9 protein-coding genes are annotated in these 16,964 nt (G+C 47.3%); 1 reads left to right on the forward strand and 8 read right to left on the reverse strand.

Going from position 1 to position 16,964, the window contains the following annotated elements; genetic code table 11:
• Positions 1-126 precede the first annotated feature (126 nt).
• Entirely contained in the window at positions 127-4,302 is a 4,176-nt protein-coding gene (locus tag AC1DYT_RS20780; protein WP_477471437.1) for a hybrid sensor histidine kinase/response regulator transcription factor, read from the forward strand.
• 122 nt (positions 4,303-4,424) lie between these two features.
• Here the strand turns inward: AC1DYT_RS20780 and tkt are convergent, their stop codons facing one another.
• The 8 genes from tkt to AC1DYT_RS20820 form a co-directional block, all read right to left on the reverse strand.
• A complete protein-coding gene (tkt, locus tag AC1DYT_RS20785; RefSeq protein ID WP_477471438.1) occupies positions 4,425-6,431 on the reverse strand; it encodes a transketolase in 2,007 nt (668 codons plus the stop codon).
• Positions 6,432-6,449: 18 nt separating this feature from the next.
• On the reverse strand, positions 6,450-7,550 hold the full coding sequence (locus AC1DYT_RS20790; protein ID WP_477471439.1) for a glycoside hydrolase family 43 protein: 1,101 nt from the start codon (positions 7,548-7,550) through the stop codon (positions 6,450-6,452).
• A 30-nt stretch (positions 7,551-7,580) separates the two neighbouring features.
• Positions 7,581-9,761, reverse strand: a complete 2,181-nt coding sequence (locus AC1DYT_RS20795) for an alpha-glucuronidase family glycosyl hydrolase (protein ID WP_477471440.1) — start codon at positions 9,759-9,761, stop codon at positions 7,581-7,583.
• A 44-nt stretch (positions 9,762-9,805) separates the two neighbouring features.
• The gene (gene uxuA, locus AC1DYT_RS20800; protein WP_477471441.1) at positions 9,806-11,044 is read right to left on the reverse strand and encodes a mannonate dehydratase; all 1,239 of its coding nucleotides are present in this window, start codon (positions 11,042-11,044) and stop codon (positions 9,806-9,808) included.
• Positions 11,045-11,122: 78 nt separating this feature from the next.
• Complete coding sequence (locus AC1DYT_RS20805; protein ID WP_477471442.1) at positions 11,123-12,796, reverse strand: sodium/sugar symporter; 1,674 nt, start codon at positions 12,794-12,796, stop codon at positions 11,123-11,125.
• 327 nt (positions 12,797-13,123) lie between these two features.
• A complete protein-coding gene (locus AC1DYT_RS20810) occupies positions 13,124-14,422 on the reverse strand; it encodes an MFS transporter (RefSeq protein WP_477471443.1) in 1,299 nt (432 codons plus the stop codon).
• A 67-nt stretch (positions 14,423-14,489) separates the two neighbouring features.
• Positions 14,490-15,302 carry an SDR family oxidoreductase gene (locus AC1DYT_RS20815; RefSeq protein ID WP_477471444.1) on the reverse strand — a complete coding sequence of 271 codons (813 nt, stop codon included), beginning with the start codon at positions 15,300-15,302 and terminating at the stop codon, positions 14,490-14,492.
• A gap of 32 nt (positions 15,303-15,334) precedes the next feature.
• Positions 15,335-16,960: a GH35 family beta-galactosidase gene (locus AC1DYT_RS20820; protein WP_477471445.1), complete on the reverse strand. Its 1,626-nt coding sequence runs from the start codon at positions 16,958-16,960 to the stop codon at positions 15,335-15,337.
• Between the last annotated feature and the right edge of the window lie 4 nt (positions 16,961-16,964).

A 16,964-nucleotide genomic window follows, 5' to 3' on the forward strand; every position in this document is an offset into this window, starting at 1 on the left:
TCGTAAATAAATTGAGTGAGAATAATATATTTGTTATAACCAATTATCTTTTACTAACCCATTCTAAGATCGTACCTGTTGCAAAACAGATATCGTCGGGCAGGGCCAAACATATACTCATATACTATGATGTGGAATTTGATAAAACGCAACCTTGCGGTATGCCTGATTTTGATGAGTACCCCACTGATTGTTGTCGGCCAGAATAACCTGAACTTCACATCTATCACCGTGAAAGAAGGATTATCAGCAAACACCGTCACGGCTATTATTAAGGATCAGAATGGATTGATGTGGTTTGGCACAACTAATGGCTTAAGTAAATACGACGGTAATAATTTCACGGTTTACAGGCATCATCAGGGCGATAAAACCAGCCTCCCATCTAACGAGGTATTGTCGTTATTTGCCGATCATACCGGAAGGCTTTGGGTTGGTACCGCCTCCGGCGGACTTTGCTATTACGATACTAAATTCGACAGCTTTAAAACATATACCGGCGATGGCACCTGGAAAGAACTCCCTACCATATCTGCCAGAACGATATTGGAAGATCATAGCGGCAACCTGTGGGTTGGAACTTATGGCGATTTACGTATTATAAATCTCAAAACAGGCCACCCTACCCGTTTGCCGATTACCTATCCAAAAACAACCGAAGCAGGAAGCTTTGTTGCTATCTCCTTGTTTGAAGACAGTAACCAAAACATGTGGGTAGGTACCAATAATGGCGCCTATTTTTATAACCACACCACCCGCAAAATAAGCAGGTATGCACACAACACAGCAGATGCAACAAGCCTGAGTAATAATGTCATCAAATCGATAACGGAAGACGCGAAGGGGAACATTTGGCTGGGCACTTTTGATGGCCTTAACAAACAAGTATCTCCCGGGAAATTCACCGTATATAAATGTATTAAGGGGGCTACTAATTCGCTAAGCAACAATGCGGTGTTCGCCTTAACCGCAACCAAAGACGGTGACCTTTGGATAGGTACCGAGGACGGCGTAACGGTACTGAATTTATCAACCCGGGAGTTTAAGCAGCTGCGGCCGGATTCGCGCAATATGTTCAGCTTAAAAAGCAAATCTATCAGGAGTATATTTATAGATCCGGACGGCATTTACTGGATAGGCACTTTTGGTGGTGGTGTAAGTAAATATAACAAGCATTTGGCACTTTTCAACCTCAAGCAAAGCAACCCTTTCGACCCAAGAGGCCTGACAGCACCTTTCGTAACTGCTTTTGCCGAATATCAGCCCGGAAAAATCTTCGTAAGCACAGATGGTGGCGGACTGGAACTTTTTGACCGCGCCACCGGGCTGTTTACACCTTATAAGCTAACAAGCAGGCTCGACGGATCGGTAAAGCCGACAATTCTGTCACTCCATATGGACCGAAACGGGAAGCTATGGGCCGGCACTTACCATCATGGCGTTTTTTGTATCGATCCGCAAAGCGGAACATTTAAGCAATTTACCTCTAACGCCGGCCTTAAGGGGCTCAGTTCTAATGACGTCACTGCGATTATTGAAGACAAAAATGGCAGATTGTGGTTCGGCACTATTGGCCATGGGATCGACGTATATGATAAAACCACCAACGCGTTCTCTAATTTGAACCGACGGGCGAGTGCCGGTTTTCCTCACGATTTGCCGCTGAACGATTTTATACAGTCGTTAACCATGGCACCCAATGGTAATATATGGATAGGCTCTGCCGGTACAGGCATTGCCGTTTACAGCCCCGCCCATGGCAGCCTTACCCATTACACAAAAGCCAACAACGGATTAGCCGATGACGTAATCTCGGCTACCCTGATCGCTAAAGATGGCACCCTATGGGTAGGCACCAATGATGGCGTCAGCTTTTTCAACGCAAAAACCAACCGCTTCCATTCGTTTAAAGAGCCCGAAGGATTGACCAATGGCTTTATTAAAAGCATTGTTGAAGATAACGCAGGCATGCTTTGGTTCAGTACCGACAGGGGGATCGTCTCCTTCGATCGCGCCAAAAGTACCTTCAGGAATTTCACAGCGGAAAACGGCATTCAACAAGGTGCATTCTTAATTGGTTCCGCCATAAAAGCCAGTAGCGGCGAGTTGTTTTTTGGAGGAGAAGATGGCTTTAATTACTTCAATCCCGAAAAACTCCCACCATCGTCTGTGCCCGGCAAAGTGATATTCAGCGGGCTTAAGGTAAATAATCTACCCATAGCGCCTTCAGCAAACTCCCCTATCAACCAGCAGTTGAGTGATGCCAAAGAAATTATACTTAAATATGGCGAAAACTTCTCCATCAACTATGTAGCGGTCGACTATACCTCACCCAGGCAGAACCTTTATGCTTACAGGCTTTCGGGATTCGACAAAGGCTGGAACTATGTTAACAAAGCCCGGACTGCAAACTATACTAATCTCGACCCAGGGAACTATGTATTCCAGGTGATGTCGAGCAAGAACGAAAACGGTTGGAATAATACGCCAAGCCAAATAAATATAGTGGTATTGCCGCCATTTTGGCGTACTATATACGCATACCTGTTTTATCTGCTGGCTGCGACGGCAATTTTATTGCTAATCCGCAGGCAAGGTATCCGGAAATTGCGGAACGAGTTTGAAGTAGCGCAGGAAAAATCAAGGGCAAAGGAATTAATTGAACGGGAACGCCTCGAGGCGGAACGATTGCATGAACTCGATCGTGTTAAAATCAAAATACTCACCGACCTGAGCCACGAGTTCAGGACGCCCATTTCACTTATCCTGGCCCCGGTAGACAGATTAATGAACCGGGGATTTGAGGCGGAAGATTTTGGTCATTTAAAGATGATCAACCGGAATGCCAAACGGTTGCTTAACCTGGTTAACGAATTGCTGGATTTTCGTAAAATGGAGGAGCAGGAGCTACAACTGAATTTGGTGCCCGGCGATATTGTCAGCTTTATTGTAGAGTGTACCGAATCGTTTCGCGACATAGCCGAAAACAAGCATATAATGCTTAAAATAGATAGCAATCAAAAATCATGGGCTACGCAGCTCGATTGCGACAAAATGGAGCGCGTAATATTTAATCTGCTATCCAATGCGTTTAAGTTTACGCCCGGCGGAGGCTGCGTAACCATTGGCATAAACATTTCCGGCGTAGATACCACGCAGCCGGTATTGAATTTAACCGTTTCGGACACCGGCATCGGCATAGCTGAAAATGATACCACTAAAATATTCGATCGCTTTTATCAGTCGGTCCGAAAAGGTTCAATAATGAACCAGGGGTCGGGTATTGGCCTCGCTATCACAAAAGAATTTATAGAGCTGCACGGGGGCAATATCTGCGCCAAGAGCGCCGGCGGCAAAGGCAGCGACTTCATTATCACGCTACCCCTGCTACCGGCCCTTTCTGTGGCAGATGAACCGGAAACAAACTTACCGCAATCGTCCATCCTGGGCAGCGAAGCCCTTGAATTTTCGCATGCAGATAACGAGGCCGAACGAAGCACTAATATGGCGACCGTGCTGTTAGTGGAAGACAACGATGAATTCCGTTATTACCTTGCTCAGCACTTAAAGCAATATTTCCACATTTTAGAAGCGCCCGATGGCAAACAGGGCTGGCAAAAAGCATTGAGCCTTCACCCGGATCTGGTGGTAAGCGACGTTGGCATGCCCCATGTAAATGGCATTGAGCTGAGCCAGAAAATAAAATCAGATAAACGCACCTGCCATATACCGGTTATATTGCTTACCGCAATGGCAAAGGAGAAAGAACAATTGGACGGGCTACGCTCCGGGGCGAACGACTACCTCACCAAACCGTTCAACTTCCAAATTTTGTACACCAAAATTTGCAACCTGCTTATCATGAGCAGCAGCCTGAAAGAAACATACTCCAAACACATCCAATTCAAAGTCAATCAAATCGAATCAGAATCGGCCGATGTAAAGTTGATGAATAAAGTGATGGAATGTATTGAAAACGGCCTGAACGACCCGGAACTGTCTGTTGAGAAACTAAGCAAACATGTGGGCATGAGCAGGGGATCGTTGTACTATAAATTGCTGGAACTCTCAGGATGTACACCAGTAGAATATATCCGCCAGGTGAAATTAGAAAAGGCAGCGGCGCTGTTGGAAACGAGCGACTATAACGTAGCCCAGATAGCCTACATGACGGGTTTCGGAACGCCAAGCTATTTCTCCAGGACGTTTAAAAGCAAGTTCGGCATCCTTCCCTCAGAATACCAAACGAATAAAAGGGTGCAACGCCCTAAAACTTCATCTTCTTTTGCGATGAATGAATGAGGGATTTTGGCATACGCCGAAGTTGAGAGATTTGAGAAGTGAGATATGAGATTTGAGATTTGAGACAGGAAACCAGCGTCGAAGCTAATCTCATATCTCAAATCTCACGTCTCATATCTATATTACAAAAGCGCTTTCGCTTTCTTCACTACATTATCTACCGTAAAGCCGAAGTGTTTGTACAGGTCTTCTGCCGGGGCCGATTCGCCGAAGGTGGTCATGCACAGCGTGTCGCCTTCGTCGGTAGTGTATTTGTGCCAGCCCATTGGGGATGCCATTTCTACAGCTAAACGTTTGCGACTTGCTTTAGGCAATACCGATTCTTTGTAAGCTGCATCCTGCGCTTCGAATAACTCCCATGATGGCATGCTTACCACGCGGGTTGAGATGCCTTCTGCTTCCAGTTTGGCTTGCGCATCCATAATCAACGCTACTTCAGAACCGGTTGCCAACAGTATCAGGTCAATGCCTTTGCTGGCTTCTGATAATACGTATGCGCCTTTTTCTACACCTGATGCTTTGCCATACTTATCCTGATCCAGGATAGGTAATCCCTGGCGGGTGAATATCAATACAGTCGGGCCGCCTTTTTTCTCTATGGCTACCTTCCAGGCGAATGAACTTTCGTTGGCATCTGCAGGGCGGATAACGGTAACATTAGGGATAGCGCGCAATGTTGCCAAATGTTCTATTGGCTGGTGGGTAGTGCCATCCTCGCCAAGGCCGATACTATCGTGGGTGTAAACGAATATCGGACTGATCTTCATAATGGCTGCCAAACGTATCGGCGGGCGCATATAATCTGCAAATTGCAGGAAGGTAGCGCCGAATGGCAGCACGCCTTTTGTAAGCGACATACCGTTAAGGGCCGAACCCATGGCATGCTCGCGGATACCGAAGTGGAAGTTGCGGCCTGCGCGGTTCTCTGAGGTGAATGAATCGTATTCTTTCAGGTTAGTTTCGGTAGATGGGGCTAAATCTGCTGCGCCGCCAATTAAGTTTGGCAGGCCTGCAGCGATAGCATTCAGCACTTTGCCCGATGCCTGGCGGGTAGCCATCTTAGGGTCGGATGCTTTGAATACGGGCAGTTTATCGGCCCAGCCTGCAGGCAGCTCGCCAGATGCTGCGGTTTCGTATTCGGCGGCCAGTTCGGGGAATTTCGCTTTGTATTTAGCAAACAGTTCATTCCATTTGGCTTCGGTTTTTTCGCCCCTTGCGCCTTTGGCATGGTAGTATTCCAACACTTCGGCTGGAACATTGAATGATTTCTCCGGATCGAAACCGAAGAATTCTTTTACCAGCTTTATCTCATCGGCACCCAGTGGCGAACCGTGCGAGCCTGCAGTACCAGATTTATTAGGGCTACCGTAAGCGATCAGCGAACGTACGCGGATCAGCGATGGTTTTTGAGACTCGGATTTTGCGTTGATCAAAGCCAGCTCTAAAGCATGGGTATCGTTCACATCCGCAATTTCCTGTACATGCCAGCCGTAAGAGCGGAAGCGTGCGCTTACATCTTCGTTGAAGGCGATATCGGTGCTGCCTTCTATCGAGATGTGGTTATCATCATATAAATAGATCAGGTTGCCCAACTGTAGGTGACCAGCTAAAGAAGCAGCTTCTGAGGTTACGCCTTCCATCATATCGCCATCGCTTACGATAGCATAAACATTATAGTTGAAGAGGTCGAAACCCGGCTTGTTGTAACGGGCTGCTAAGTGTTTTTGCGCGATGGCAAAACCTACGCCGTTGGCGAAACCCTGGCCAAGTGGGCCGGTAGTAACATCTACGCCGGGTGCCAAACCATATTCGGGGTGACCGGCGGTTTTGCTGTTCATCTGGCGGAAAGCCTTGATGTCGTCTAAACTCAAATCGTAACCTGTTAAGTACAGGAAATTATATTGCAATATACAAGCATGGCCTGCAGAAAGGATAAACCTGTCGCGGTTGGCGAAATCGGGGTTCTTGGGGTTATAGTTTAAAAACTTGGTCCACAATACGTGGCCCATTGGTGCCAGTGCCATTGCGGTGCCGGGGTGGCCTGAGTTTGCTTTTTGTACGGCATCTGCAGAAAGTATCCTTACGGTATCTATTGCTAATGTCTCGAGTGCTTGATTTGGTTTTTCCATTATTGTATTAAAATTCATCTATTTTATAAAAGGGTCAATCAGTTTTATTGAACCGTCGGCCTCATGTTCAAGTGTGGTTACTTTTACGTTCCTTAAATGTGTCTTGCCGGATATTTCAGTATCGTGGTAAAAAATGTACCATTTGCCTTTAACTTCTATGATAGAGTGGTGCGTGGTCCATCCTTGTACAGGCTTCATAAATACACCTTTGTAGGTAAACGGCCCAACCGGGCTATCGCCAATGGCATAGCAAAGCAGGTGCGTGTCGCCGGTAGAATAGGTAAAGTAGTACTTGCCGTTATATTTATGCATCCACGATCCCTCAAAAAACCTCCGGTTGTGGTCTTTACCTAACAAAGGCTTGCCAAGGCTATCGAGGATAACGACATCTTTTACATCCCCATCAAACTCCGTCATATTCCCTTTAAGTTTGGCTACCCTGCAGCTTATTGCCGGTTTATCATCTTGCTGCAAATCGGTTTTAGAGCCATTGCTTTCGTATTTACCTGTGGCCCAGCGCTGCAGCTGCCCACCCCAAATACCGCCGAAATACATATATGAAGTACCATCTGTATCCGTAAAAACGGCAGGGTCTATACTGAAACTGCCGGCTATGGGCTCGGGCATTGCTTTAAATGGGCCTTGAGGTTGCTTTGAAGTAGCCACCCCGATTTTAAAGACATCCTGCTTGTCCTTCACCGGGAAATATAGGTAGTAAGTACCGTCTTTATACGCCGCATCCGGTGCCCAAAGCTGCCGGCCGGCCCATGGTATATCTTTAATATCTAATCCTACGCCTTCATCAGTAACCTTGCCGCCGATACTATCCATCGACAAGATGTGGTAATCTTTCATGGCGAAGTGATCGCCGTTATCGTTTTCTTTTATCCCTGCATCAATATCATGCGAAGGATAAATATAAATTTTCCCGTTAAACACGTGCGCAGACGGATCCGCAGTGTATATGCTACTAATAAGCGGTTCGGTAAGGAATTTCACTTTCGTAGTATCGGTAGCTGCGGTACTTGCTTTCTGCTCCGGTGAATGGCACGCTAAGAGCGAACATAAAACAATTGGCAGCATTAAAAACGGCTTTGCTTTGGTTGATAATTGGTTCATGACTTTATAATTTATAGCTTGGTTTAATTATTATTGATTTCCGCCGATACCGGGTGCGAGCAAAAACTTCCTGTCCCTATAAAAGTTCAAGGGTTTATCCGGCTTTGGGTATCCGGCTGGTATTGGCCTTTTGGAAAATGTTTGGAAGTATAACACGCAGGAATTGCGCCAGGAAGTAGCTTCATCGTATTGGATAGCTAACAACTGCTTAACCGATTCATAGCGTTCCTTATCTACATAGCCCCCCATTTTACCCCAGGTGAGCTCCATTTGCTTAACAGCATCTGCCCCCAGGTAATAACGATGCACCAATTCGTCCCACAAAGTAGCCCCCGAACGCATCTTATAGTCCCATTTTACATGATGGAACCATAACAGATATTCATCCGGACAAGTAGCCAGGTTTTCAAAAAGCTCCCTTACCTGCGGTTGATATTGTGCTACCGCGTTACTGCCTGTACTGCTGCGGTTGAAACCAATACCTGCCGAATCTGCCTTGTGGTAATAAGTAGCGTTCCAATCTGCACGCCCTGCGTTATCCACCCATGGCCCTGGGCCATAATGCGTGTTGACACCCATGATGTGGTGAAGTCCGAGCGGCGTCATATAGTTTACCGCTGTCTCCCTCGATTGCAGCATTATCGTTTTCATCGGCGAAATAAACGCCGGGTTATTCGTAAAAGTCATCCTCAACCAATCGGACGCTACATCGGCCGATGATAAATCCGGGTTCCAGGCAAGCCTGCCAAAGGCGTACCAGTTTGCCTGGGCAAAAGGATGCCCACACCAATTGATGTCTGAGCCTATATTAGCCACGCCTGCCATCCCGGTGATGAGTTTTGCATTATACTTTCCCCTAATTACCTTAGCCACTGTAGAGCCTTTCCCCATTGCATAGGTATCAGATTCCAAACATTCTTTAAACAGCGGCGCTTCGTAAACCAGGTTGGTAGAAAACCCCAGGTATTCTTGCGTCAACTGAAACTCCATCATCAGCGGGGTATTGGGCATAGCGCCAAATAAGGGGTGGAACGGCTCGCGGGGCTGAAAATCTATCGGTCCGTTCTTCACCTGTATAATTACATTTTTTTTGAACTGCCCGTCGAGCGGCTTAAACTCGTTATAAGCCTGTTTCGCCCGATCATCAGGCACATTGTTGTCATACACAAATGCACGCCACATTACAATCCCATTGTGGGGCAGCAATGCATCAGCAAGCATGTTAGCACCATCCGCATGGCTGCGCCCGTATGCTTGTGGGCCGGGCTGCCCTTCTGAATTAGCCTTCACCAGGAAGCCGCCAAAATCGGGGATGCTGCGGTATATTTCGTCCGCCTTATCTTTCCACCATTGAATTACCTGCGCATTGAGCGGATCGGCGGTTTTAAGCCCGCCTATATCAATCGGGCTGCTAAATTTAACCGACAAATACACTTTTATGCCATAGGGCCTGAAGGTGTTTGCCAGTGCTTTTACCTTTTCTAAGTATTCCGGTGTCAGCATCAGCGCGTTGGCGTTTACATTATTCACTACCGAGCCATTTATCCCAACCGAAGCGCTGGCCCGGGCGTAGTCGATATAGCGCTGGTCGATATAGCCTGGCAGCTTATGCCAGTTCCAAATAGATGCCCCTGCATAGCCGCGTTCTACGGTGCGGTTAAGGTTGTCCCAATGATCAAGCACCCGGTACATGATACGCGGGTACTCCAATATGTTTAAAGCATCAATGCTTTGCTGCGTTTGCAGCAATTTTAGAAAGCCAAAAACGCCGTGCAAAACCCCAACATCGGTTTGAGCCGTAATAACGATACACTTTTTACTGTTGATGATTACTGTTTTGATAAGATACCCTTCGCTGCCGGTTTTATCCAGTTCGCTCGCGGAACAAACGCTTTCGGGCAGTTTTAATGATGAGGCAATACCCACAAGCAACGCGGGATATTCTATTTTTTCACTAATTTGAGGCTTAAGAGCAAGGGTACCTTTTAGCCCGGTTAGCAGTTCCTCGCGAGCGGCGTTAAGCGAAGGTGTAGCGCCTGTAAATTTCACATGAGCCAGCTGAGCTTTATATTGAGCGGCCAGTTTTTTATCGGCCACGGCGTTATAGCTAAGCCAAAGTTTATATCCATCGTCTGCATAACCATTGCCGGCAATGTGCAAAATTGCGAATAATAGCACCAATCGCTTAATCAGCAGGTTCTTTGTCATCATTTAAATACTGGGTGCCCGCAGGCGTCTATACGCAGATAAAAAAATTAATGGAAATATTCTTTCCGATAGTCTATTCCGAATAATTGATTTAAAAAGAGCAATGATTGCTTTACGCCCATTTCCAGGCCCCGCAATTCTGCCAATCCCTTTAATCGCCCAATTATTGAATACCCTGGATAAGTGTTGTAATTAAAGTCGTCCAGTATTTTATGTCCATGATCCGGCCGCATGGGTATTTCAACATCATATCGTCCGGCCTCCTGGCGCCTGCCCTGTTCTGTTACCACTGCTTTCATCACCTCAAACATATCCGTACTGCCCCCCAAATGGTCAGCTTCGTAAAAACTTCCGTCTGCTTCGCGCTGCACATTCCGTAAATGCAGAAAATGTATGTGACTTCCTAAACGCTTTATAATGCCCGGAATATCATTATCCTCACGTGCACCAAGCGAGCCGGTGCAAAGGGTGATGCCATTATTGGCCGAAGGATACGCGTCAATTACGTCTTTCAGGTCTTTTTCAGTAGATACCACTCTCGGCAAGCCCAATATCGGGAACGGTGGATCGTCGGGATGGATACACATTTTTATGCCGTATTCTTCCGCATAAGGTATAATGGCGCGTAAAAAATAAGCCAGGTTCTCTTTCAGCTTCGTGGCATCAACATCGCTGAATCTTTTCAAGTGCTCCTTAAATTCCTCAATGGTAAACACCTCGTCGGTTCCGGGCAAACCCGCCAATATGGTATTCGTTAGCTGGCTTATCTCATTGCTTGTTAACTTGTCCAGGTAACGCTTTGCGGCCAGTTGCTGATCGGCATTGAATTCGGCATATGCTCCCTCCCGTTCCAGAATATAAAGGTCGAATGCTGCCAGCGCATCTGCTTCATACCTTAAAGCAGATGCGTTATTGGCCAACCGGTAATCGAGATGGGTGCGTGTCCAATCGAGCACCGGCATGAAGTTATAGCACACCGTATCAATGCCGGCATTACTGAGATTGGCCAGCGTTTGCCGATAGTTGTCAATATACCAATCGCGTCCGGATGCACCTGTTTTGATCGACTCGTGTATATTTACACTTTCAACAACGGTCCAATCAAAACCGGCTGTCTCAATAATGGTTTGGTGGGCACGTATTTCATCCATACCCCAAACCACGCCACAGGGAATGTGATGCAGGGCCGAAACAATGCCGGTTGCGCCAGTTTGCCTGATGGCCTGTAACGTTACCGGGTCATTAGGGCCGAACCAGCGGAATGTTTGTTTTAGATTTGGTATCATATCTTTCAAAATAAGGGGTGTATATAGCGCCGTTCAATTTTCAGCCGCGCGAAGCCGATGCATTATCAGGCCGCTTCATTACCAAAATATTGTATATAAGGCCACCAGTATGCCGCAAACCAGCATGGCACCAACCGCGAAAGCGTTCGATGTTTTGAACATTTTGGCATCTATCTCCAGGCCGTTGGTTTCTTTGCCTTTGGCTGCATCTATCAAACTGATGATAACCATACCTGCCACGCAAATGGCGAATACGAAGCCCATCCTGTCCAGGAATGGTATCTCGTACAGGCCGCTTTCAGCATTTTTATAAGAGAAGCCGCTTGCTGCAAGTGAGGTCAAATCGACCATCTTGGGCAGGAATTTGAACAATACCGAGAACGCGAAGCCGCCGATAGTGGCAAACAATGCCGCATTGGATGATGCTTTCTTCCAGAAGAAGCCCAGGATAAACATGGCGAAGATACCCGGCGATACGAAGCCGGTGTACTCCTGTATGAACTGGAAGCCGCCTTTTTTGTCGATGCCCAGGAAGGGCGATATCGCTACGCCCAGTATCATGGCTACCACTACGGTAATCTTGCCTACTACCACCAACTGATGGTCGGTAGCGTCCTTGCGGATCTTCTTCTTGTAAATATCCAACGTAAAGATGGTGGCGATGCTATTGGCCTTGCCGGCCAGCGAAGCTACTACTGCGGCCGTTAAAGCTGCGAAAGCCAAACCTTTTACGCCCGTAGGCAGCAGGTTCAACAATACCGGGTAGGCATTATCGTGGTTGGCGGTTATGCTGCCCGTCATATCTGCATTGAATACGTTCTCTTTATAAAGGATATAGGCCGCGATGCCTGGCAATACCACAATCAGCGGCATCAGCAGTTTCAGGAAAGCAGCGAACAGGATACCGCTACGTGCTGTATTGAGGTTAGCACCCAGGGCTCTTTGCGTAATGTACTGGTTACAGCCCCAGTAGTTGAGGTTCACTATCCACATACCACCTATCAGCACCGTCAAGCCGGGGAGGTCGCCATAGCTTTTGTTGTCTTTCTTCAATATCATCTGGAAGTGGTCGTTGGCGTGGCTGTACATATCCGACATGCCGTTCAGCAAGCCCGGGTGGCCATAGTACTCGCCTACTTTTGTAACGGCAATATAGGTGGTTACTAAACCGCCCAATATCAGGAAAAACACCTGGATAACGTCGGTATAGCCTATTACCTTCATGCCGCCCAGCGTAATGATGATGGCGAAAATGGCCAAACCGGCTATGCATAATTTGAAATCGATGCCGGAGATGCCGTTGATGGCGATTGCGCCGAGGTACAGTATCGAGGTTAGGTTAACGATTACGTACAGCAGCAGCCAGAACACTGCCATAATCATGGCAACAGTGCTGTTGTAACGCTGGTGCAGGAATTGCGGCATGGTGAATATCTTGTTCTTGAGATACACCGGTATAAAGAATACCGCTACGATGATCAGCGTAAGGGCAGCCATCCACTCATAGGTTGATATAGCCAGGCCCATGGTAAAGCCGTTGCCGCTCATGGCCACGAACTGCTCGGCAGAGATGTTCGATGCAATTAAGGATGCACCGATGGCCCACCAGGTGAGGGAGCCTTCCGCTAAAAAGTAATCTTTGGAGGTAGCGTCGGCATTATGCTTACGGCGGTATATCCAGTAACCGTAACAGGCTACAATAAGGAAATAGACTAAAAATACGATGTAATCGCCGGTCGAAAGAGACTTCATTTATTACTCAATTTAGTATTAGGTTTCAGCGGGCCTCGCTGTAAATTATAACGGTTAACCAGGCCCCGAAAAATCCTCGAATATTGCGGGTGCCGGGTACTGGCTTTATTTTAAAACGAAAATAGTTTAAATTTTATCAATTGCAATCGATTGCATGATTTATTTTTTATATTCTCCGGATGCTAAAGCCGCTATGGCCTAATACAGTCATGCATCGGGATATTTATCCGTCGGTGCAGTACTTCCTGGCAATTCAATAAACTTGCGGGTTCAGTTACTTGTACACATACAGCCTGTTATGTCTTTTGCAAGCCATGTCTATATTGTTCAAAGCGCAATCTGTTTAAGTTTGGGCACCATAAAATGCATGATGAGCCAGGCCAGGATATAGGCGCTACCGCAAACGCCGAACATGATGTAATAGGCGGTCTCTATCTGCCCGATTGCACGGTAATGGATAAACATTGATTTCTGCACGAACAACGATAGCAAAACGCTGCCCACCGAACCAAACATGCCACCTATCCCGGTAACCGAACCCACGGTGTCCTTTGGAAACATGTCTGACACCGTGGTGAAAATATTGGCGCTCCAGGCCTGATGCGCGGCTGCCGCCAGACCTATAATAAATACCGCCAGCCACATATTTACACTACCCAATACCTGGGCGAAAATTATGGGGACAACCGCCAGCGCATAAAAAAACATGGATACCTTGCGTGCCTTAAATACCGGCCAGTTCTTTTCTATCAATACTTTTGGCAGGTAGCCACCAAAAACGCTACCGAATGCGGAAAACGTGTACACCAGCGCCACCGGCAATGCCATTGCCGTGCCCGCTACTTTATACTGGCTTTGCAAAAAATCGGGTAACCAAAAAAGGTAAAACCACCAAATGGGGTCGGTAAGGAATTTACCGATAGAAAAAGCCCAGGTCTGCCTGAAGCTGAGCAATTTAAACCAGCTTACGCTAATCAAAGAGGATTGGCTTTCGGCTTGATTATCAGTGGAATTTATGAGTTTGAATTCAATTACTCCTAACCTTTTCTGCCTCGATGGTATCTCATAATAGATTATCCAGAGCACTATCCAAATAAAGCCGACAGCCCCTGTTATGATAAATGCCCATCGCCAGCCCCATACCAGGGCAATAAATGGCACGGTGAGCGGCGCGATGATGGCACCTATATTTGCACCCGAATTAAATATTCCTGTTGCCAGCGCCCGCTCTTTTTTAGGGAACCACTCGGCCACTGTTTTGATGGCGGCAGGGAAATTACCCGACTCGCTTAACCCCAAGGCAGCGCGCACTACGCCAAAACCAAACGTGCTGCTCACAAAGCCATGGCAAACCGCCGCAATGCTCCAGAACAGGGTTGAAAGCAAGTACCCCTTTTTGGTGCCCAAGTAGTCTATCATCCGCCCGGCAGCCAGTAAGCCAACGGAGTATGCAACCTTAAATGCAATCTCGATATTGGCATAATCGCCGTCGTCCCATTTAAACTCAGCGGTAAGGTCTGATTTAAGCAGGCTAATTACGGACCTATCGAGGTAATTAACGGTGGTTGCGAAAAACACCAGCGCACATACGGTCCATCGATAGTTTGTAGCTTTATTTTCAATCATTTTGGGGGAGTGTTTTTCTAATAAGATATAACGTATTTTAGCGTGATCGTTCTACTTCCTGGTGCTTCTAGACCCCACTATTCACCGCGAAACCGCCGTCGACATTAATCACTGTACCGGTAACAAATCTCGAGGCATCGCTTAAAAGCCATATCAATGCGCCTACCAATTCTTCAGGCACGCCAAAACGTTTGAAGGGCGTTTGGTTAATAACCAGGTTGCCACGGCTGGTAAAACCACCATCGGGCGTGGTAAGCAGCGTACGGTTTTGTTCGGTCAGGAAAAAACCCGGCGCTATGGCGTTCATGCGTACTTTGTCTCCGTAGCGGTTGGCTGTTTCCACTGCAAACCATTTGGTATAAGCGTCTACTGCCGTTTTGGCGAGCGTGTAGCCCAGCACCTTAGTTATAGCCCGCTGAGATGCCATACTGGAAATATTCACGATGCTGCCTGTTGCATTTTTGGCTATCTCCTTGCCAAAATACTGTGTTGGAAGCAAGGTACCCCATAAATTGAGCTCCATCACCTGGCGCAGGCCGTCCATATCCAGGTCGAAAACATCGGCTTCCGGCTGAACGATTCCCCCCGGCATATTGCCCCCGGCAGCGTTAACCAGGCCGTCAATTTTCCCAAATTCAGCCAGTACCTTATCCCTTGCGGCAATAATTTCGTCCTTTTTTAATACATCTGCCTGTATGGCCAGTGCGCGGCCACCCGCATCGATAATTTTTTTTGCGCGAAGCTGTGCTACTTCCATCTTACGACCTAAAATAACGGCCGTTCCTCCCGCACCGGCAATACCGTTTACAAAGGCTTCGCCCAGGATACCTGTGCCGCCGGTAACTACGATTACCTTATCTTTTAATGAAAACTGATCCATTTATGGTATTTTACTTATGAAGCGCTAATGATTTAATAGTTGTAAAGCCGGGCATGCTGGATACCATAATCATTTACAGCCACCCGTATATGCCGCCCTTGATGGTCCTGATCGCCGTTCATGCGCCGACCTTCTACCCATTTGCCGTTCCGGAAAACGCCCTCGTCTACACTGATAAAACCTGCCACCTTATTTGGTGCCATCGATTCGAAAGTGAGCACGATTCCGGTACCAGCAACATAGAACTCGCCGGGCGATGTCATGATCAGGATGCCGCCCGTTAGCGGCCATTGGTCTTTTTTCGCTTCCGGCGACCACCCCAAAGTGTATTCATGCTTAACGTGAACGATATATTCCCCCATCCTTACCGTAGTTTCGGATGAATCTTTGCTCAGCAGGAACCCTTTTACGCCACCTGCCGCGTTGTATTTGGTAATTAATGGCGTTAACTGACCCAGCAAATCGTAGGCTTTCGCTATAGGTTCGTTGCCTGGGTTAGTAGTTGATTCTATTGAAAACGGCGAGAACGAGAGGCAGTTGTAATTACCGAAAGCAAAAAAAGCCTTAGCATCAATGCCCTCTTCGAATTTTATTTCTGGGATAAATAAGGGGTTGCCCCTCCTGGTAAATAAATCGCACCAGTGCTTAAAGTCGGGATTATAAAAGTCTGGCGCCAGGATATCGATGGCAGGCGCAGCGGCTTTCCAAACATCTGTAACCTGCGGCAAAGGCCCCGCACTCGGATACTCGCCCGGTTTTTTGCCAGGTCGATTAAGCGCAGCGTTCACATACATCGGCAAATTATAAGCTGCCTTGCCAGCCATTGCAAGTTCGTTGGTAAAAACTGCGTAATGCCAGGCCATGAACAGCTCATCGGTAGCAAGGCTGCGCCCAAAAACATCCTCCCAGTTACCCTTTGTCTTAAATCCCCTGTCGCCCCATGCCTTTATTGTCTCGGGCAAAAGCACATTTTTATTGGCTTGCAGGTAGCTCAGCAGCGTGGTAGGAACGGGTGCTTCAAAGGCTGCATTTGCCGCTGCTTCGTAGCAACGGGCATCGGGCAGCATTCCTATCTCATTTTCTACCTGCACCATTATCACGGTGCTTGTTTTGCTATCAACTGCCTTAATATGGCTCATCAGCCCCGCGAAGGCCCGCTTGTCTGCCTCCAGGTTATTCCGGCTGAATGGGCTCAATATCTCCTCGGGCCTACCGTTTTTGTTCAAAATGCGGGGGAATCGTGCAGTATTGGTTTTAACCCACTCAGGCGCGTAGCAAGACATGCTGTTCTTCCAGGCACCAAACCACAAAATCACCAACTTCAGTTTATTGACCCGGGCATTATTTATCAATTCATCAACCAGCCGGAAATCAAACAAACCCTCTTTGGGCTCAGTCAGTTCCCAGTAAACAGGCGCGATAACGGTATTCAAATTCATGGCCTTTAACCGCGACCATAAGGGCTTCATATAAGCGCTGTTCGAGGTACTCGAATTGCCTAATTCTCCTCCCAATATCAGGAACGGTTTTCCATCCACAATCAATTGGGTGCTGGTTCCTTGTTTATGCAGGTGCGGCACCGAATTCGGCACTTGTTTACGTTGCGCGGCGGCTGCCACCCAGCAGAACAAACACATTAATAAAGTAAATATTCTCATTCGT

Source organism: Mucilaginibacter sp. P1_D10 (assembly GCF_056406215.1).